This is a genomic window from Sphaerisporangium fuscum (genome assembly GCF_018531465.1).
In the GTDB taxonomy this organism is placed as follows: Bacteria; Actinomycetota; Actinomycetes; order Streptosporangiales; family Streptosporangiaceae; genus Sphaerisporangium; species Sphaerisporangium fuscum.
Genome location: NZ_JAHDTF010000002.1, coordinates 129,659 through 144,817, shown reverse-complemented (window position 1 = coordinate 144,817; position 15,159 = coordinate 129,659). Strand labels below are relative to the sequence as shown.

Here is a 15,159-nt window from a genome sequence, read left to right as displayed (position 1 = left end):
TATTTCGTTTGACGTTGTCCACCGGCCCTCGATACCTTCCGAACCAATTAGTTCGTTCGGAAGGAGATCCATGGTGTCCCGCCGCGAGACCGAGGAGCGCGACATTTCCGCGCCGCAGGGCGAGCCTCCGCCCCGCCTGAGCCGTACGCAGATCCTGGTCCTGGCCGTGGCCTGCGGCATCACCGCCGCCAACATCTACTTCCCCCAGGCGATCAGCCCTCTCATCGCCGCCGACCTGCACGTCGCGCCCGACTCCGCCGCCCTGGCGGTCACCGCGACGCAACTCGGTTACGCGGCCGGGCTGTTCCTGCTGGTGCCGCTGGGCGACCGCGTCCCGCACAAGAGGCTGATCCTCACGCTGCTGACGCTCACAGGACTGGGCCTGCTCGCCGTGAGCGCCGCTCCCACGCTGCCCCTTCTCATCGCCGCGAGCACGCTGGTGGGTGCCACGACCGTGGTCCCGCAGGTCATCGTTCCCATGGCCGCCGGACTGGTGCCTGACGAACGGCGTGGTGCCGTGGTGGGCACCCTGATGGGCGGTCTGATCGCCGGCATCCTCCTGGCCCGCACCTTCGGCGCCACGGTCGGCGAGTGGCTGGGATGGCACGCCCCCTACCAGGTGGCCACGGTGCTGGTGCTCCTGCTCGGCGTGGCACTCGCCTTCACACTGCCGACGACCGCCCCCGCCTCGCGCGAGCCGTACCCCGCGCTGCTCGCCGCCCCGCTGCGCCTGCTCATGACCGAGCCGGAGTTGCGCCGAAGCTGCCTCTACCAGGCGGCCCTGTTCGCCGGTTTCAACGCCGCCTGGACCAGCCTCGCGCTGCTCGTCACCGGTCCGGTGTACGGCCTGGGGGCGCAGGCGGTGGGACTGATCGCCTTCGCCGGCGCGGGGAGCCTGCTGTGCACGCCCATCGCGGGCCGCTGGGTCGACCGGCTGGGAGCCGATCTCGTCAATCTCGTCTGCATACTTTGCGCGGTGGTCGCGGCGGTCGTGCTGTCGGCCGGCTCTCTCGGCGGCGTGGCCGGCATGGTCGCCCTGCTGGTCGGCATGCTGCTGATCGACACAGCGGTCCAGGGCGGCCAGGTCGCCAACCAGGCCCGCATCTTCGCGATCGACGCGGCGGCCCGCGGCAGGCTCAACACCGGGTACATGACCTGCTCGTTCCTCGGCGGCAGCTTCGGATCGTGGATCGGCGTGCGGACGTACACGCACCTGTCCTGGCTCGGAGTGTGCGCCCTCGTCGCGGTGGCCGCCGTCATCGCCCTCGCCCGGCACCTGCTGCGCCGCGCGCCCGCCACGGTCGCGGTCAGGCGGTGACGACGCGGGGGACGGCCGGGGCGGGCGCCGGGGCCGTCCATTCCTCCAGGCGGGCGACGAACTCGCGGGCGTGGTCGGGCCAGTGGTAGTGGCCGCGGGCCTCGGCGTACCCGCGGCCGCCCATGACCGTACGCCGCTCGGGGTCGTCCCGGAGCCGGAGCACCGCCTGGGCGGCGGCGTCCACGTCGCCGTACGGCACGATCAGGCCGCAGTCGGCGTGGCCCACGATCGAGGCGGCCATCGGCAGCGGGGTGGTCACCACCGGGATGCCGCGCGCCATGTACTCGATGACCTTGGTGGGCAGGGACTGCCGGTAGTTCGGCACGTCGTGCAGCAGCGACAGCCCGGCCAGCGCGCCCTCGGTCATGCGCAACGCGTGGTTGTTCGGCACGTACCCGAACCAGTCGAGCAGCCCCTCCCGCTGAGCGTCGCGCAGCAGCGGCCGCACCGGGGCGTCGGCCGCGCCGATGAGGTCCAGCCGGATGCCGTGCGGGCGCAGGCGGCGGGCCAGCTCGATCATCTCGACCGCGCCGCGCGCCTCCGACAGGTGCCCGACGTAGACCACCCGGTCGTCGCCCGGCGGGGGCGGCGGCGTCGCCGGGACGTAGGTGGTGTTCGGGACGACCGGGTGGTCCCCGGCGAACCGGTCCCGGTAGGCGGCCTCGGCCAGGATGAGGTGCAGGCGGCGCTCCGCCCGCGACTCGATCCGCCTGATCATGCCCGGGAGCAGCCGGCGGGCCGCCTCGGGGAGGTAAGTCTTGGTGTCCAGGGCCCCCACGATGTCCTCGTGCACGTCCCAGACGGTCGTCGGCCGCCGCCGGGGGAGGGCGAACAGCAGCTCGATGTCATGGACCAGCAGCAGGTCGGCGTCCCGGACGCCCTTCTGCAGGGCGCGTCGCGCGGCCTTCACGGCGTGGCTGCGGTGCAGTCCCACCGCGCGGGGCACGTCTATGGGATGGATTTCCTGGGGCGGAGTGACGTTGCAGTGGGTGAACGGCGCGACGTAGGTCACCTCGTGCCCGGCGTCGAGCAACGCGCGGATCTGCCGGTGCATGATCCGCGCGTCCTCCGGGTGGTGGACGATCGTGCCGACACATACCTTCATACGTCGATGCTGAGCGGCGTTCCCTTCCTGCCTGGATGCGCACCGTGAATCAGGAAGGAAATGCCGCTGAACATCCGCCCCTCAGTTCGTGCCCGCACTGGCCTGCGCGGATGGTCTGCGGTAGAGCCAGACCAGGCGCGGCTCCAGCAGCCACTTGAACAGCGTGCGGGTCTCCGCCAGACACAGGAGGATCGCCAGGGCGAAGGCGCCGCTCATGATCGCCAGCACTCCGAGCGGCCCGTACAGCCAGGGGAAGCTCAGCCAGCCCATCTCCTTGGCGATGAGCACCGGGACGCCGTGGAGCAGGTAGCAGTAGAGCGTACGGGTGCCGAGATCGGAGAACCAGGTCTTCCGCCGCGGCACGAGCGCCAGGATCGCCATCGACACCGTCAGGGCCGCGACCAGCAGGCCCGCGCGCATCGCCATGCCCTTCCACCACGACAGATGGAGCTCGGCGTAGCTGTCCTTGTAGTAGATCGGGTCGAGCGACACGTGCGGTGCGATGAGGATCGCCACCGCGACGGCACCGGCGAGCACGAACACCGCGAGGATCTTGACCCAGGTGCGGTTGAGCATCTCGAAATGGTGCGGCTGCAGCCAGAGACCGAGCACGAAGAACGGCATGAGGCCGAAGAAGCGGTCCATGCTGAAGTCGCCCGGCAGGTCGGACAGGCCGGCGAGCAGATAGACGGCGATCGCGATCGGCAGTGGGTAGCGCATGCGCTTCCACACCGGTGTGGACAGACGCCAGAGCAGCAGCGCCAGCAGGTACCAGTTGAGCCAGGCCGGATCGATGATCGTCAGACTCCACTTGTGGCCGAGCGCGAAGCGGAGTGCGGCATAGCCGATCTCCACGATGACGTACGGCACCAGGAAGGTGTCGACCAGCTTGTTCGTCTTGGCGTTGGAGTTCCAGAAGTTCCGGCTCAGATAGCCACTGATGATCACGAACAGCGGCATGTGGAACACGTAGATGAACAGATAGGCCGCGCGGGCGGAGTGCGCCGCGAGCGTCGGCACCAGCGCGTGCCCGGCGGGGACCAGGGCGATCAGCAGGAACTTGACGTTGTCGAGGTACGGCTCGCGCCCCCGCTTGACCGGCGGGGGCGAGGGCTCCTCGTCGGTCTCGGGCGCGGGGTCGTCCCAGGCGGCCTCCCTGTTCAGCGTCGCCGTACCTGACGGCGCCCGGCTCATCCACGCCGCGGCGGGGATGGACGGCGACTGGTCGCCCCAGGCCGCCTGACCGGGGATGCCGGGCCGTTCTGTCCAGCCTGCGGAGTCGGCGGTGGCGGTACGAGTCCCGTCTGCGGAGCCGGGGGTGGCGGTGCGCGGCGCCGGCTGATCGGCCCAGGTCGTGGAGGGCGGGGCGTCGGCGTACGAGTGGGGCCGCTCGCGCGCGGCGGTCACGGGGTCCTCGGCCCCGCGGGGGGCCCTCTCGGCCGCGGACGGACCCGGGGTCTGCTGGGCCTCACGGCGTTCCCAGTAGGAGAACCCGTTGGAGGCCGCCGGCGACGGCGCCTCGTGCGCGGTCGGAGGCGCCGCCCAGGCGGGCAGCGGCGGCAGCGGCGGCCGCGGCTCGCGGGCGGGCTCGGGCATCCCGTACGCCGGGGGGGCGGCCTGCCCGGCGTGGGACGGCGCATCGTCCCAGCCTGCGGGCCGGTCGAAGGTGAAGGTCTCCGGGTCGTCGTCGGGCGGCACCGCCCGTCCGGCGTCGCGCCGGGGGAGGTCGGAACGGCGGCCGGACTCGCCCCGGCGAGGGAGCTCGGAGGCCTGGGCGGAGTCGCCGCGACGGGGCGACGGGGATTCGCCCCGGCGGGGCAGGTCGGGGCGCTGGTGGGAGCTTTCGTGCGGGGAAGACTCGGCGGGCCGAGGCTGATCGGTGTGGCGGGCGTACGGATCGGGACCGGCGTGCCGGGCCGCTGGAGGGGTGGTGTAGTCGGGGACGGGCCAGTGCGCCGTCGGCGCGTCTTCCTCTTCCTCGCTCACGTTCGGGTCCAGGACGGGATCCGCTGCCCCCTCTCCTCGTGTGCCGTGGCTTTTGTCCTGCTGGGCGCCGGTGGAAGCGCCGTTGGAGCGGGGGGCCGGAACCTGAAAGGAGGATCGGGAGTCACTCACGGGGGAAACGCTCGGCTATCTGTTGGAGACGAGGGATGGCTTCTGAGTCTGGAAGGGCCCTCGAGGAATGCGGCGGACGGAAGGGTGCGGGCGCCTGCCAGATCAACCACCCTAACGCGCCGGTCAACAGTTGTCGCCAGGGAGGCGTAAGTTACGAGCGAGGTTAATCTTCCCTTTCCGTAAGGCCCCGCCGCCGGCTCCCGCCTGGCTGTTCTCCCTGCCCAGCCGACGTCGCGCGGCCTCTCCTCGAACCGCCCGCGGGCGGGAACAGCGCCGGGCGCTCGCGCTCCGGCTGTTCCTATGAATCTCCTGTGAGTTTCGGCCGGCCCACTTCGACGACTTCTGTACGGGCCGGGGCGTGCGCCTGGTCTCCACGACCGGGACCAGTCCGGGTCGGTGCTGAGCACCTCCTGCGGCGTCGTCACCACCGGCGCGGTGACCGATCGAACCGTTGCGATCGCGGGCCGGTCGCTCTGCTGTGCAGGGGAACGGCCGACGGCCCGGTCCCTCGCGGGAACCGGGCCGTCGGGTGAGAGGTCTCGCCGCCGTCGTCAGGTGCTGCAGACGTCGGTCTTGGAGTCGACGACGCGGGCGCTGTCGGGGATGGTGACCGGGACCTTGATGCCCTTGAAGTCGGCACCGATGATCAGCTTGATGATCGGTGAGCCGGGCGCCGGGGTCGCGGTGCCGGGCTGGGTCGTGGGCGCCACCGAGGGGGTGAAGGGCTGCACGAGCCCGGCCTTGATCGTGCCCGCCTCGGGGGTCACCTTGATGGTCAGCAGCTTGCCCGCCACCGCCGCGCCGTAGTCGGCGCCGTCGGCGGCCTTCTTGGAGTAAAGGATCTTGGTCTGCGGCTGGTCGGTGCCGTCGGGCCGCCGCGCGTCGCCGACCTGCTCCACCTTGAAACCCTGGGCCGCCAGCGCCTCGGCGACCTCCTTGGCCTTGCCGCCGGTGTTGGTGCCGTTGAGCACCTGCACCCGCACCTGGCTCGGCTTGAGCGCCGGTTTGGCCGGGGTCTGGGAGCCGGAGGACGACGCGCTGGGCTTGGGCGAGGCGGTCACCTCGATGTCGTTGCGCAGCGAGTCGAACATCTTTCCGGCGTCCGGCTGCTTCCACTGGACGCGGTTCTTGTCCGCCGCGTACGGCTCCCAGGGGACCGTGATGAACTTGACCCCCTTGGCCGTGAGGCTGCGGGCGCTCTGCGCGATCTGGATCAGCGTGTCGACGTCGAGCTGCGGGTCCATCACGACCGACTGCGCCGCGGCCTTGACGAAGCCGGTGAGCTTGATCGGGTTGGTCAGGGTGTCGCCGCTGGTGGCCTTCTTCACCACCTGGGAGAGGAAGATCTGCTGGCGCTTGATACGGCTGATGTCGCTGCCGTCGCCCATGGAGTGACGGGCCCGCACGTACGCCAGCGCGGTCTCGCCCTTCACGATCTGCTTGCCCGCCGTGAGATGGAGCTTGGCCTGCTTGTCGTCGACCGCGGACGGTACGCAGATCTGGATGCCGCCGAGCGCGTCGACGATGTTCTTGAAGCCGGTGAAGTCGACCTTGATGAAGTGGTCGACGCGGATGTTGGTGTTGGCCTCGATCGTGTTGATCGTGCAGCCCATGCCGCCCTCGTTGAACGCCGAGTTGATCATGTCGAGGCGCGGGGGCATCGCGGCCTTGGTCCTGGCGTTCTTGCAGGACGGGATCTGCACCATCGAGTCGCGCGGGAAGCTGATCAGCATCGCCTTGTCGCGGTTGGGCGACACGTGGAGCAGGATGATCGTGTCGGTGCGCTCGCCCTCGTTGGCCATGTGCTGGCCGTACTTCTTGTTGTCGCCCGCCCGGGAGTCGGAGCCGACGAGCAGGACGTTGAGCGCGCCGGTGGCGTTGACCGGGCGGTTGGCGTTGAGGTCGCCGCTGACGTCCTCGGTGCGGACGTTGCCGAGCAGGCTGCGGTACAGCGTGTAGCCGCCCAGGGCCGTCGCGACCAGGACGCACGTCATGGCGATGCTGACCCAGCCGAGCACCCCCAGGCGGCGGCCGTCGGCGTTCCCTCCGCGGCGGCGCCCGCGGTCGGGCTCGTCGGGCGGGGGCGGCGTGGCCTCGCCGCCTCTTTGGCGGCGCGGACGCCGCGACTCGACGGTCGGTTCGGGGCGCACGCCGGTCTCGCCCGGGCCGCCGTACGGCCGGCCTTGGCCTCCGTACGGACCGCCCGGCTCACCGTACGGGCCTGCGGGGCCGTAGGGGTCGGCCGGCGGCATGCCTTCGGGGCCGCGGGAGCGGCGCCGGCCGCCCGGTGGCGGGCCCTGTGGTTCCTGGGGAACCCCTCTGCGTCCGCGCGGGCGCTCGCCTTCGCCGGGGGGCGGCCCGCCGACGGGCTCGGGCGGGCGGCCACGGCTCGCTCTGCGGCCGGACGGAGGCGGTTCGGCCCGGTGGTCCCTCACCGAGCCGCCGTATTGGTGCTCGCTCATTTCGTCACGAGGTTAGGTCACCGGGATTGTTCGGAGCAGCATGATCGGATGAATCGGCTCTTGATCACGTGCTCTCCCTGGGTTGACCGGTGCCAGAGCTTACCGAGACGAGGATATTTGCTTGAATATCGTAAACGGGCGTTTTGCTCAAAGTTCACAGCCTTCGTGAGGCTACGAGGGCCGCGGCGAGGCACGCCAGTGGGACCGCAGGTAGGACATATCGGTAGTCGAACTCCGCCGTCGCCGGGGGGACCACCAGCAACGCCACCGCGGCCAGCCACGGCAGCCCCCACGGCACCCCGGTGGGGCGCGCGGCGCCGGCCTGGCCGCCCCGGGCGCGGCGAGCGCGGACGAGGGCGACCGCGGGAGGCAGGAGCAGCAGGACGAGCAGCACGGTGCCGGGGAGCCTGACGGCGTGCTGGTAGGCGCGCGTGACCCCGGCGAACGGCTCGACGATGCGGGTGCCGATGGGGCCCTGTTCGTACCGCTGGGCGAACTCCGCGCCGGCGGTCGCCGGATAGCGGCCGGGGGGTGGGGGCGGCGTGGCGGGGAACTCGTAGTACTGGTAGATCTCCTGGTCGGGGTAGACGGGACGCCCCCAGGTGAACGTGCGGCCCAGTTCGGAGAGCACCGAGGCCGCGTAGTCGAGGGGCTGGCTGCGCAGCGCCAAGACGGCGAACCGCTGGCCCAGCCGGTCGGTCTCCTCGGTGAAGGTGATGCCGGGAAGCGCCACGATCGGGGAGTCGGGCGCCCAGATGTACTCCTGGGAGGGTGGCCGGCGCGACGGCGTCCTGCTGTCGCACAGCACGGCGAGGTCGCGCGGCGGACGCATGATCGCGCAGTCGGCGAAGGCCATCGTGCGCGAATAGAGGAACACCCCGTTGGAGCCCACGATGCCGAACCGGTGGTTGGTGGCGCCGAACCAGGCGGCGTACCCGGCGACGGGCAGCAGCGCGGCCACCAGCAGCACCCCCACCAGCCGCAGCCCCAGCCGATCGGCCGCCGCGGCGAACCGGCGGGCGGCCCGGCCGGTTCCGGTCGCGGGGATCCCGGGCGAGTGGGCGCCGCCTACGGGGGGCCGGGTGCCGGGAACGGGTGCCGGCGCCGTACCGGTCGCGGAGGATCGGCGCGTGCGGGCCGCCAGGGCGTGCCGGGCGACCAGCGACACGGCGACGATGCCGATCAGGGGCAGGCCGACCGTTCTCGTCACCGTCGCGCAGGCCAGGAGCAGCCCGGTCGCGCAGGCCGTGCGCCAGGTCAGGGGACGCATGCCGGTGAGCAGGGCCGCCGCGACGAGGAAGGCGAACAGCGTGTCGGACACCAGGAGGTGCTCGAGCTCGATCTGGTAGCCGTCGAGCAGCACCGGCGCCGACGCCGCGACGGCGGCCCAGGTGGGGCACCTCCACCGCCGGGCGGCGAGGTACACCAGCACGCCGATGGCGAGCCCGAGCAGGTGCTGGACGAAGACCACCAGGCCGAAGTTGTGGAACGGCTCCAGCAGCCGGAGGAACAGGGAGTACCCCGCGGGCCGCACGAGGTCGGGGCGGGGCCGCATGGCGGTCACCACATAGGTGTAGGAGTCGGGGAACCACAGCGCCGGCCGGTACCCGAGCATGGCGGCCACCCGCAGCAGCGCCCCCAGCCCGAGCACCACCAGGAACGCGCGATGGGCCCGGGCTCTGGCGCTCAGAGCGCTCACGCTGCCGCCGGGCCCGAGAGCCTGACCTGCGGGAGTCCTGCCCGCAGAGGTGGAGAGCGGCTCCCGGCCGCGCCCCCCGGCGGCGCGTGAATCGTCCCTCCCCAGAGGTGAACGCCCGCCGGCCGCGCGCAGGCGGCCGGCCGCGCGCGCGGCCCAGGCCCGCAGGTCGCCGGCCCGGCCCGCATGGGGACGCCCCGCGTTCGCCACTCGATCCCCCGCTCCGTCACGTTCGTCGTCAGCCGTGCCGGCTCAGGGCGAGCCGTACGGCGTTCCGCACGCTACCTGCTCTCCCGGGCCCCGCCTGCGGCTCGAGGCGGGCCTGTGGATATTAAGCTCGCGGGCACCTATGGAAGGAACGTGGTTCGACCCCGCAGGACGGCCGCCGGTGGGCCGGGTGCTCGCCGCGATGACGATCCTGCCTGTCCTCGCGCTGGCCGGCTGGCTGGTCGCGGGCCTGCCGCTGCTGCTGCTCGGCCGGTTCACGCCGCTGCCGATGCTGCTGGTCGGAGGGGGTCTCGCGGTCGTCCTGTGCCTGTACGGTGTGCGCCTCACCCGCCAGAGCGGCACGGCCTCCGCCTCCCGCTACGAGCCGCTCGACGGGAGCGCCCGGCAGGTCGCGGCGGTCGCCGCGGTCGCGGTCGCCTCGGCGGTCTTCAACGCGGTTTTCCACAGCGAACAGCTGATCATCCGCCGGGACCCGGCCACCTACGCGCAGTACGCCATCTGGCTGGCCCGGCACGGTTCGCTCCCGATCCCGTACGGCACGGCCGCCTTCGGCGGGGCCGACCCGGCGCTGATCTTCGACAGTGTGGGCCTCTACAACCACGGCGGCGCGGTCGTCCCGCAGTTCATGCCGGGGACGCCGATGATCTACGCCGTCGGGCACTGGCTCGCCGGCGTCCCCGGGCTGCTGCTCGTCCCGGCCGTGCTCGGCGCGTTCGCCGTCCTCACCGTGGCCGGGGTCGCGGCGCGGCTGGTCGGGGCGCGATGGGCGCCCCTGGCGGCCCTGACCTTCGCGGTGGCGATGCCCATCCTCTACACCTCGCGGACCGCCTTCAGCGAGATCCCGTCCCTGATCCTGATCTTCGGTGGCCTCGCGCTGGCGTTCGACGCCCGCAACCGGCCCAGGGCGGCGGCGGTGGCCGGGCTGGCCTTCGGCCTCGCCGTCCTGGTCCGCATCGACGGGCTGCGTGACGTGCTGCCCGTCCTGGCGTACTCGGGCCTGCTGATCGCGCTGCGCGGCCGGCGCGACCGGGGCGAGGCGTACGCGCGCATGGGACCGCCGCTTCTCGCCGGCCTGGCCGTGGGCGCGGGCCTCGGGCTGGTGGCGGGGTTCACGCTGTCCCGGCCGTACCTGAACTACCTGTCCGGCTCCGTGGTGCCCCTGCTGATCATCTCCGGGGTCGTGCTCGTCGTGACCCTGCTGGGCGCCGCCTTCGGCCCGAAGCTCATCGTCGCCGGATCGGCCCGGTCCGCCTCGGGGCGGCGACGGTTCGGCGCGATCGCCCGCCGCCTTCCCGAGGCGGCGGCGGGGCTGGTCGTTCTGGTGATGCTCGCCTTCGCCGTACGCCCGTGGGTGCAGACCGTCCGGCGCCATGCCGTGACCCCCGACGACGTGGCCAACGCCCAGTTCATCCACGCGACGCAGCAGGCGAACGGGCTGCCGGTCGACGAGACCCGGCTCTACTCCGAGTACTCCCTCTACTGGGTGATCTGGTACCTCGGGGTGCCGGCGGTCGTGCTGGCCACGCTCGCGGCGGCCGTGCTGGTACGGCGCATGGCGCGCGGCTCGGGGTTCGTCTGGCTGCTGCCGCTGGCGATCATCGGATGGACGACGGTCACCACGCTGTACCGGCCCGGCATCACACCCGACCATCCGTTCGCCTCCCGCCGGCTGGTGCCGGTGATCGTGCCGGGCCTGGTGCTGCTGGCGACCTGGGGGCTGCGCTGGGTGTGGGCGAGGGCGCGGCAGGCCGGGTACGGCGTGCGCGTCCGGCGCGCGGTGGCCGCGGCGGGCGGCGTCCTGCTGGTCGTCCCGGCGGCGGTGGTCTCGATCGGCACGGCGTTCACCCCGACCGAGCGCGGCGAGACCGCCGCCGTCGAGCACCTCTGCGCCGCGCTGCCCCGCGACGCCTCGGTGCTGATCATCGAGCGGGTGACCGGCGCCCGCTTCACCCAGCTGGTGCGCGGCATGTGCGGCGTCCCGACCGCCCAGTTGCCCATCCCGCAGGCGCGAACCCCGTCCACCCCTCCCGACGTCGCCGCGCCGGCCGACGTGAACCGGCTGGTCGAGCGGATCCGTTCCACCGGCCGGCGGCCGGTGCTCCTGGCCGCCCTCCAGGAGCAGCTCACGCCGTACGGCACGCCCATCCAGGTGATGAGGCTGCGCACCCGCCAGGACGAGCACTCCCTGGTCGACGCGCCGAACGGCACGTGGTCGCTGAGCGTCGACGTCTGGATGGCCATCCCCTGACCGGTGTTGACCCCGAGCCGGAAAGATCGCGAGAGTGGGCGGCATGGACACGCCTGAAGGATCATCCGGTACCGAGGAGCTGTCGTTCGGCGGTGATCCCGATCGCGAACCCCGCTTGCGCCGATGGGTCACCGCTCACCGCCGGCTGCTGGCGGTGGGCGCGGCGATCGTCGTCGCGCTCGCGCTGGCCGGCGGTGGTGGAACGTACCTCTACCTCCAGTCCCGCAAGCCGCTTCCCCCGCCGGACGCCGCCCTGCCCGAACAGCTCCGCTTCCGGGTGTATTTCGGGCACGGAGGCGAGGTGCCGGACGCGGTCCGGGCGATCCCGGGAGTGGCCTCGGTGAAGGTGGTCGGCAAGGAAGAGCAGTACCGGGAGGCGCTCAAGGCGTATGAGGAGGACCCGGAGGCACACACGAAGCCGCTGGACCGCACCCACTTCTCCGACAGGCTCGACGGCACGCTCCGTCGCTCCGCGGACTATCCGGCCGTGGAGGCACGGCTGAGGCACGTACCCGGCGTCCTGGACGTCCGGCGCGAGATCACCGACTTCTGGAGCGGCAAGGCCGACGTCTCGGTCTACCTGTGCGGAGCCGGCCCCGGCGAGTTGTGCACGTCGTTCAGAACCGGCCCGATCGCCGAGCAGCCCAAGCAGGCCATCCTCGACCGGCTCCGTGGCATCGACGGTGTGGAGAAGATCTACTTCGAGGACAAGGCGTTCGCCCTCAAGCTGATGAAGCGCTACTTCCCCGAAGGTGTCGACGGCGACACCGGCATCCCGTCTTCGGCCGTGCGAGAGTCCTTCCGCCTCAGGATCGGCAGGCCGGACGGCTACAAGCTGGTGCGCCAGGCGGTCGACACGATGCCCGGCGTCCTGGAGGTCACCCGCGTCGAGTGACCGGCCGCCGGCGAAGCGGCTCCACCAGGAGAGGGAGCGGCTTGGGAGAGTCTGGACGGCGGCCTGGGGCGTTCCAGGCCGTGGCCGGGAAGGGTTCCGATGGGGACGAGGTGGAAACCTTTGCCGGCCGGGCACTGTATCCTCGCCCCACGTGAGTGTGACCGAGACTCCTGAGACTGGACCCGCCGTGGACGCCAATCCCTACGTGACGATCGTCCTGCCCTGTTACAACGAGCAGGATCACGTCATCGACGAGGTCGAACGCATCTGCGGCGCCATGGACGTCAGCGGTTACACCTACGAGCTGGTCGCCGTCGACGACCACTCCACCGACGGCACCCTCGAGCGGCTGCAGGAGGCCGCGCCCCGTTTCCCGCGCATGCGCATCGTGGCCTTCCACCGCAACGGCGGCTCGGGCACCGTACGGCGCATCGGCACGCAGGACGCCCGGGGCGAGATCGTCGTGTGGACCGACGCCGACATGACCTACCCCAACGAGCGCATCCCCGAGCTGGTGCAGATCCTCGAGAAGGACCCCACGATCGACCAGGTCGTGGGGGCGCGCACCAGCGAGCAGGGCTCGCACAAGGTCCTGCGGGTGCCGGCGAAGTGGTTCATCCGCAAGGTGGCCGAGCGCCTGGCCGGGCAGGAGATCCCCGACCTCAACTCCGGCCTGCGGGCCTTCCGGAAGTCGGTCTCGCTGCCGTACCTCCGGCTGCTGCCTCCCGGTTTCTCCTGCGTCACGACGATCACGCTGGCGTTCCTGTCGAACCAGCACGACGTGCACTACATGCCCATCGAGTACAGCAAGCGGGCGGGCAAGTCGAAGTTCAGCTTCATCTCCGACGCCTACCGCTACATCCTGCAGGTGCTGCGGATGGTCATGTACTTCAACCCGCTCAAGGTGCTGATGCCGCCCGCGATCTGGCTCGTCGTGATCGCGTTCGTCAAGGGCATCGTCGACATGATCCGGCACCCCTTCTACTTCCCGGCGAGCACGGTCATGACCTTCCTGTCCGGGCTGATCATCGGCTCGCTGGCGCTGCTGGCGGACCTGATCGTGCGTTCCCGGGGCGAATGACGTGCGGATCGCGATCGTCGGCCCGACCTATCCGTACAAGGGCGGCGGGGCGCAGCACACCACCGAGCTCGCGCACCGGCTGGCGGCGCGCGGCCACGACGTCGTGATCGAGTCGTGGCGCGCGCAGTACCCCTCGTTCCTCTACCCGGGACAGCAGACGATCTCGGAGCCCGAGGGTGAGCCGTACCCCGGCGTGCGGCGCGACCTCGACTGGCGCCGCCCCGACGGCTGGTTCCGGGGCGGGCGCCGGCTGCGCGGGGCCGACCTCGTGGTGCTGACGGTGCTCAGCCCCGTGCAGGTCCCGCCGTACCTCGGCATCCTTTCCGGCCTGCGCGGCCGCGCGAGGGTGGTGGCGCTGTGCCACAACGTGCTGCCGCACGAGCGCAAGCCGTACGACGCGCCGCTGATGAGGGCGTTGCTGCGGCGGGTCGACCGGGTGCTGGCGCATTCGGAGGAGCAGGCGGGGCTGGCCAGGCGGCTGGCGCCCGCGCCGGTGTCCGTCGCCGCGCTGCCGCCCCACCTGCCGGCCAGGGCCGAGGCGACGGGCGTCCGGGAGGTGCGCCGCCGGCTGCTGTTCTTCGGCATGGTCAGGCCGTACAAGGGGCTCGACCTGCTGCTGCGCGCCCTCGCCCGCGTGCCGGACGTCTCGCTGACCGTGGCCGGCGAGTTCTGGGGCGGCCTGGACGACACGCGTGCGCTGATCACCGAGCTCGGGCTCGGTGACCGGGTGGAGCTGCGGCCGGGGTACGTCGCCGCCGCCGACGTCCCGGCGCTGTTCGCGCGGGCCGACGCGCTCGTGCTGCCCTACCGGTCGGCCACCGCCAGCCAGAACGCCTGGCTGGGCCACGAGCACGGCCTCCCCGTCATCGCCACCAGGGTGGGGGCGCTGGCCGAGCACGTCACCGACGGCGTCGACGGCCTGCTGGTCGAGCCCGGCTCGGCCGACGCGCTGGCCGAGGCCCTCGGCCGGTTCTACGCCGACGGCGAGCCCGAGCGGCTGGCGGCGGGGGTCAAGGCCGTCGACCCGGAGCCCTACTGGGCGGCGTATTCGGAGGTCCTGCTCGCCGACGGGGCGTGAGCGCGCGCCAGCAGGAAGCCGAGACCGGCCCACACCACGTCGGCCAGGGTGAACGCCAGCCGCGACACGACCGCGATGACCAGCGCGTGCGGGGCGTCCAGCACCGGGGCGAGCACCAGCACCATGGCGCCCTCGCGCACGCCGATGCCGGCCGGGACGATCACGGTGAGCAGGCCCGTGACCCAGGCCAGCGCGTACGCCCCGGCGGCCACCGCGAACAGCGACGCCCCACCGGGGCGCATGTCGCCGAGCAGCAGCCAGATGTGCGCGCCGTAGAACAGCCACCCGGCCATCGTCCAGGCCGTCGCCACGAGCATGGCGCGTCCGGAGAGCACCTGGTCGAGCGGCTCCTTGCGGGCGATCCGCAGCAGGAGGTTGAGGCCGAAGGTCAGCACCCGGGGGTGCAGGCCGATCACGATGAGCGGGATGAGCGCGAGCAGGTACCACGTCTGCCGCGCGACGTCCTGCGAGGTGAGGGGCAGCGTCACCGCCGCGAGCGCGAGCGCGCAGCCGAGCGAGTCGACCAGGCCGACCACGGTGGCGCCGAAGGTGCGGCGGGGCGGGGAGCCGTGGTCGCGGGCGAGCTCCATCATGGCGGCGAACGCCCACACCGAGCCGGGGATGTACTTGCCGAGCTGCCCCATGAACAGCACCTTCGCGGCGATCCCCATCGGCAGCCGGGAGCCGAACCCGGCCAGCACGGCGCGCCAGGCCACCAGCATGAAGCCCAGGCCCACCAGCACGGCCGCGAAGGAGCCCGCGACCGTCCACCACGACAGCCTCGTGAGGGCGGCGACGGAGTCGTTCCAGTTCTTGGACAGCCCGTAGCCCAGGAAGCCCAGCGCGACGAGCGCGAGCGCGGCCCTCAGCAGGGGGCTCGATCGCAACCGGCTCAGCATTCGGCCAGCGTACGACGTCATCATTACCAAGGGG

At 72.0% G+C, this 15,159-nt stretch carries 10 protein-coding genes; 5 read left to right on the top strand and 5 right to left on the bottom strand.

Annotated features, from left to right (window positions below; all coding sequences use genetic code 11):
* Window positions 1–70 precede the first annotated feature (70 nt).
* Window positions 71–1,318 carry an MFS transporter gene (locus tag KIK05_RS01745; RefSeq protein WP_214408702.1) on the top strand — a complete coding sequence of 416 codons (1,248 nt, stop codon included), beginning with the start codon at window positions 71–73 and terminating at the stop codon, window positions 1,316–1,318.
* Here the strand turns inward: KIK05_RS01745 and KIK05_RS01740 are convergent.
* The 4 genes from KIK05_RS01740 to KIK05_RS01725 all read right to left on the bottom strand — a co-directional run bounded on the left by KIK05_RS01740 (window position 1,308) and on the right by KIK05_RS01725 (window position 8,699).
* Window positions 1,308–2,423: a glycosyltransferase gene (locus tag KIK05_RS01740; RefSeq protein ID WP_214408701.1), complete on the bottom strand. Its 1,116-nt coding sequence runs from the start codon at window positions 2,421–2,423 to the stop codon at window positions 1,308–1,310. The two genes, KIK05_RS01745 and KIK05_RS01740, sit on opposite strands and share 11 nt — an antisense overlap.
* Window positions 2,424–2,504: 81 nt before the next feature.
* Window positions 2,505–4,409 carry an acyltransferase family protein gene (locus KIK05_RS48665; RefSeq protein WP_214408700.1) on the bottom strand — a complete coding sequence of 635 codons (1,905 nt, stop codon included), beginning with the start codon at window positions 4,407–4,409 and terminating at the stop codon, window positions 2,505–2,507.
* Window positions 4,410–5,089: 680 nt separating this feature from the next.
* The gene (locus KIK05_RS01730) at window positions 5,090–7,000 is read right to left on the bottom strand and encodes an LCP family protein (RefSeq protein WP_250562088.1); all 1,911 of its coding nucleotides are present in this window, start codon (window positions 6,998–7,000) and stop codon (window positions 5,090–5,092) included.
* A 154-nt stretch (window positions 7,001–7,154) separates the two neighbouring features.
* Entirely contained in the window at window positions 7,155–8,699 is a 1,545-nt protein-coding gene (locus tag KIK05_RS01725; RefSeq protein WP_214408699.1) for a hypothetical protein, read from the bottom strand.
* Window positions 8,700–9,045: 346 nt separating this feature from the next.
* Here KIK05_RS01725 and KIK05_RS01720 point away from each other — a divergent pair, with 346 nt between their 5' ends.
* From KIK05_RS01720 to KIK05_RS01705, 4 genes are all read left to right on the top strand, one after another.
* On the top strand, window positions 9,046–11,172 hold the full coding sequence (locus KIK05_RS01720) for a hypothetical protein (protein ID WP_214408698.1): 2,127 nt from the start codon (window positions 9,046–9,048) through the stop codon (window positions 11,170–11,172).
* 43 nt (window positions 11,173–11,215) lie between these two features.
* Window positions 11,216–12,067: a permease-like cell division protein FtsX gene (locus tag KIK05_RS01715; protein WP_214408697.1), complete on the top strand. Its 852-nt coding sequence runs from the start codon at window positions 11,216–11,218 to the stop codon at window positions 12,065–12,067.
* A gap of 151 nt (window positions 12,068–12,218) precedes the next feature.
* The gene (locus KIK05_RS01710) at window positions 12,219–13,148 is read left to right on the top strand and encodes a glycosyltransferase family 2 protein (RefSeq protein ID WP_214408696.1); all 930 of its coding nucleotides are present in this window, start codon (window positions 12,219–12,221) and stop codon (window positions 13,146–13,148) included.
* A gap of 1 nt (window position 13,149) precedes the next feature.
* Window positions 13,150–14,226 (top strand): glycosyltransferase family 4 protein, encoded by a 1,077-nt coding sequence (locus KIK05_RS01705; RefSeq protein ID WP_214408695.1) that lies wholly within the window; start codon window positions 13,150–13,152, stop codon window positions 14,224–14,226.
* On the opposite strand, the gene KIK05_RS01700 is transcribed toward KIK05_RS01705, so the two are convergent.
* Window positions 14,181–15,125, bottom strand: a complete 945-nt coding sequence (locus KIK05_RS01700; RefSeq protein ID WP_214408694.1) for a lysylphosphatidylglycerol synthase domain-containing protein — start codon at window positions 15,123–15,125, stop codon at window positions 14,181–14,183. The genes KIK05_RS01705 and KIK05_RS01700 overlap by 46 nt on opposite strands.
* Window positions 15,126–15,159 lie beyond the last annotated feature (34 nt).

Bases quoted from the DNA above. Each gene is read 5' to 3' on its own strand.
- KIK05_RS01715 (WP_214408697.1), top strand. From the start codon at position 11,216: ATGGACACGCCTGAAGGATCATCCGGTACCGAGGAGCTGTCGTTCGGC.
- KIK05_RS01740 (WP_214408701.1), bottom strand. From the start codon at position 2,423: ATGAAGGTATGTGTCGGCACGATCGTCCACCACCCGGAGGACGCGCGG.
- KIK05_RS01745 (WP_214408702.1), top strand. From the start codon at position 71: ATGGTGTCCCGCCGCGAGACCGAGGAGCGCGACATTTCCGCGCCGCAG.
- KIK05_RS01700 (WP_214408694.1), bottom strand. From the start codon at position 15,125: ATGCTGAGCCGGTTGCGATCGAGCCCCCTGCTGAGGGCCGCGCTCGCG.
- KIK05_RS01730 (WP_250562088.1), bottom strand. From the start codon at position 7,000: ATGAGCGAGCACCAATACGGCGGCTCGGTGAGGGACCACCGGGCCGAA.
- KIK05_RS01720 (WP_214408698.1), top strand. From the start codon at position 9,046: ATGGAAGGAACGTGGTTCGACCCCGCAGGACGGCCGCCGGTGGGCCGG.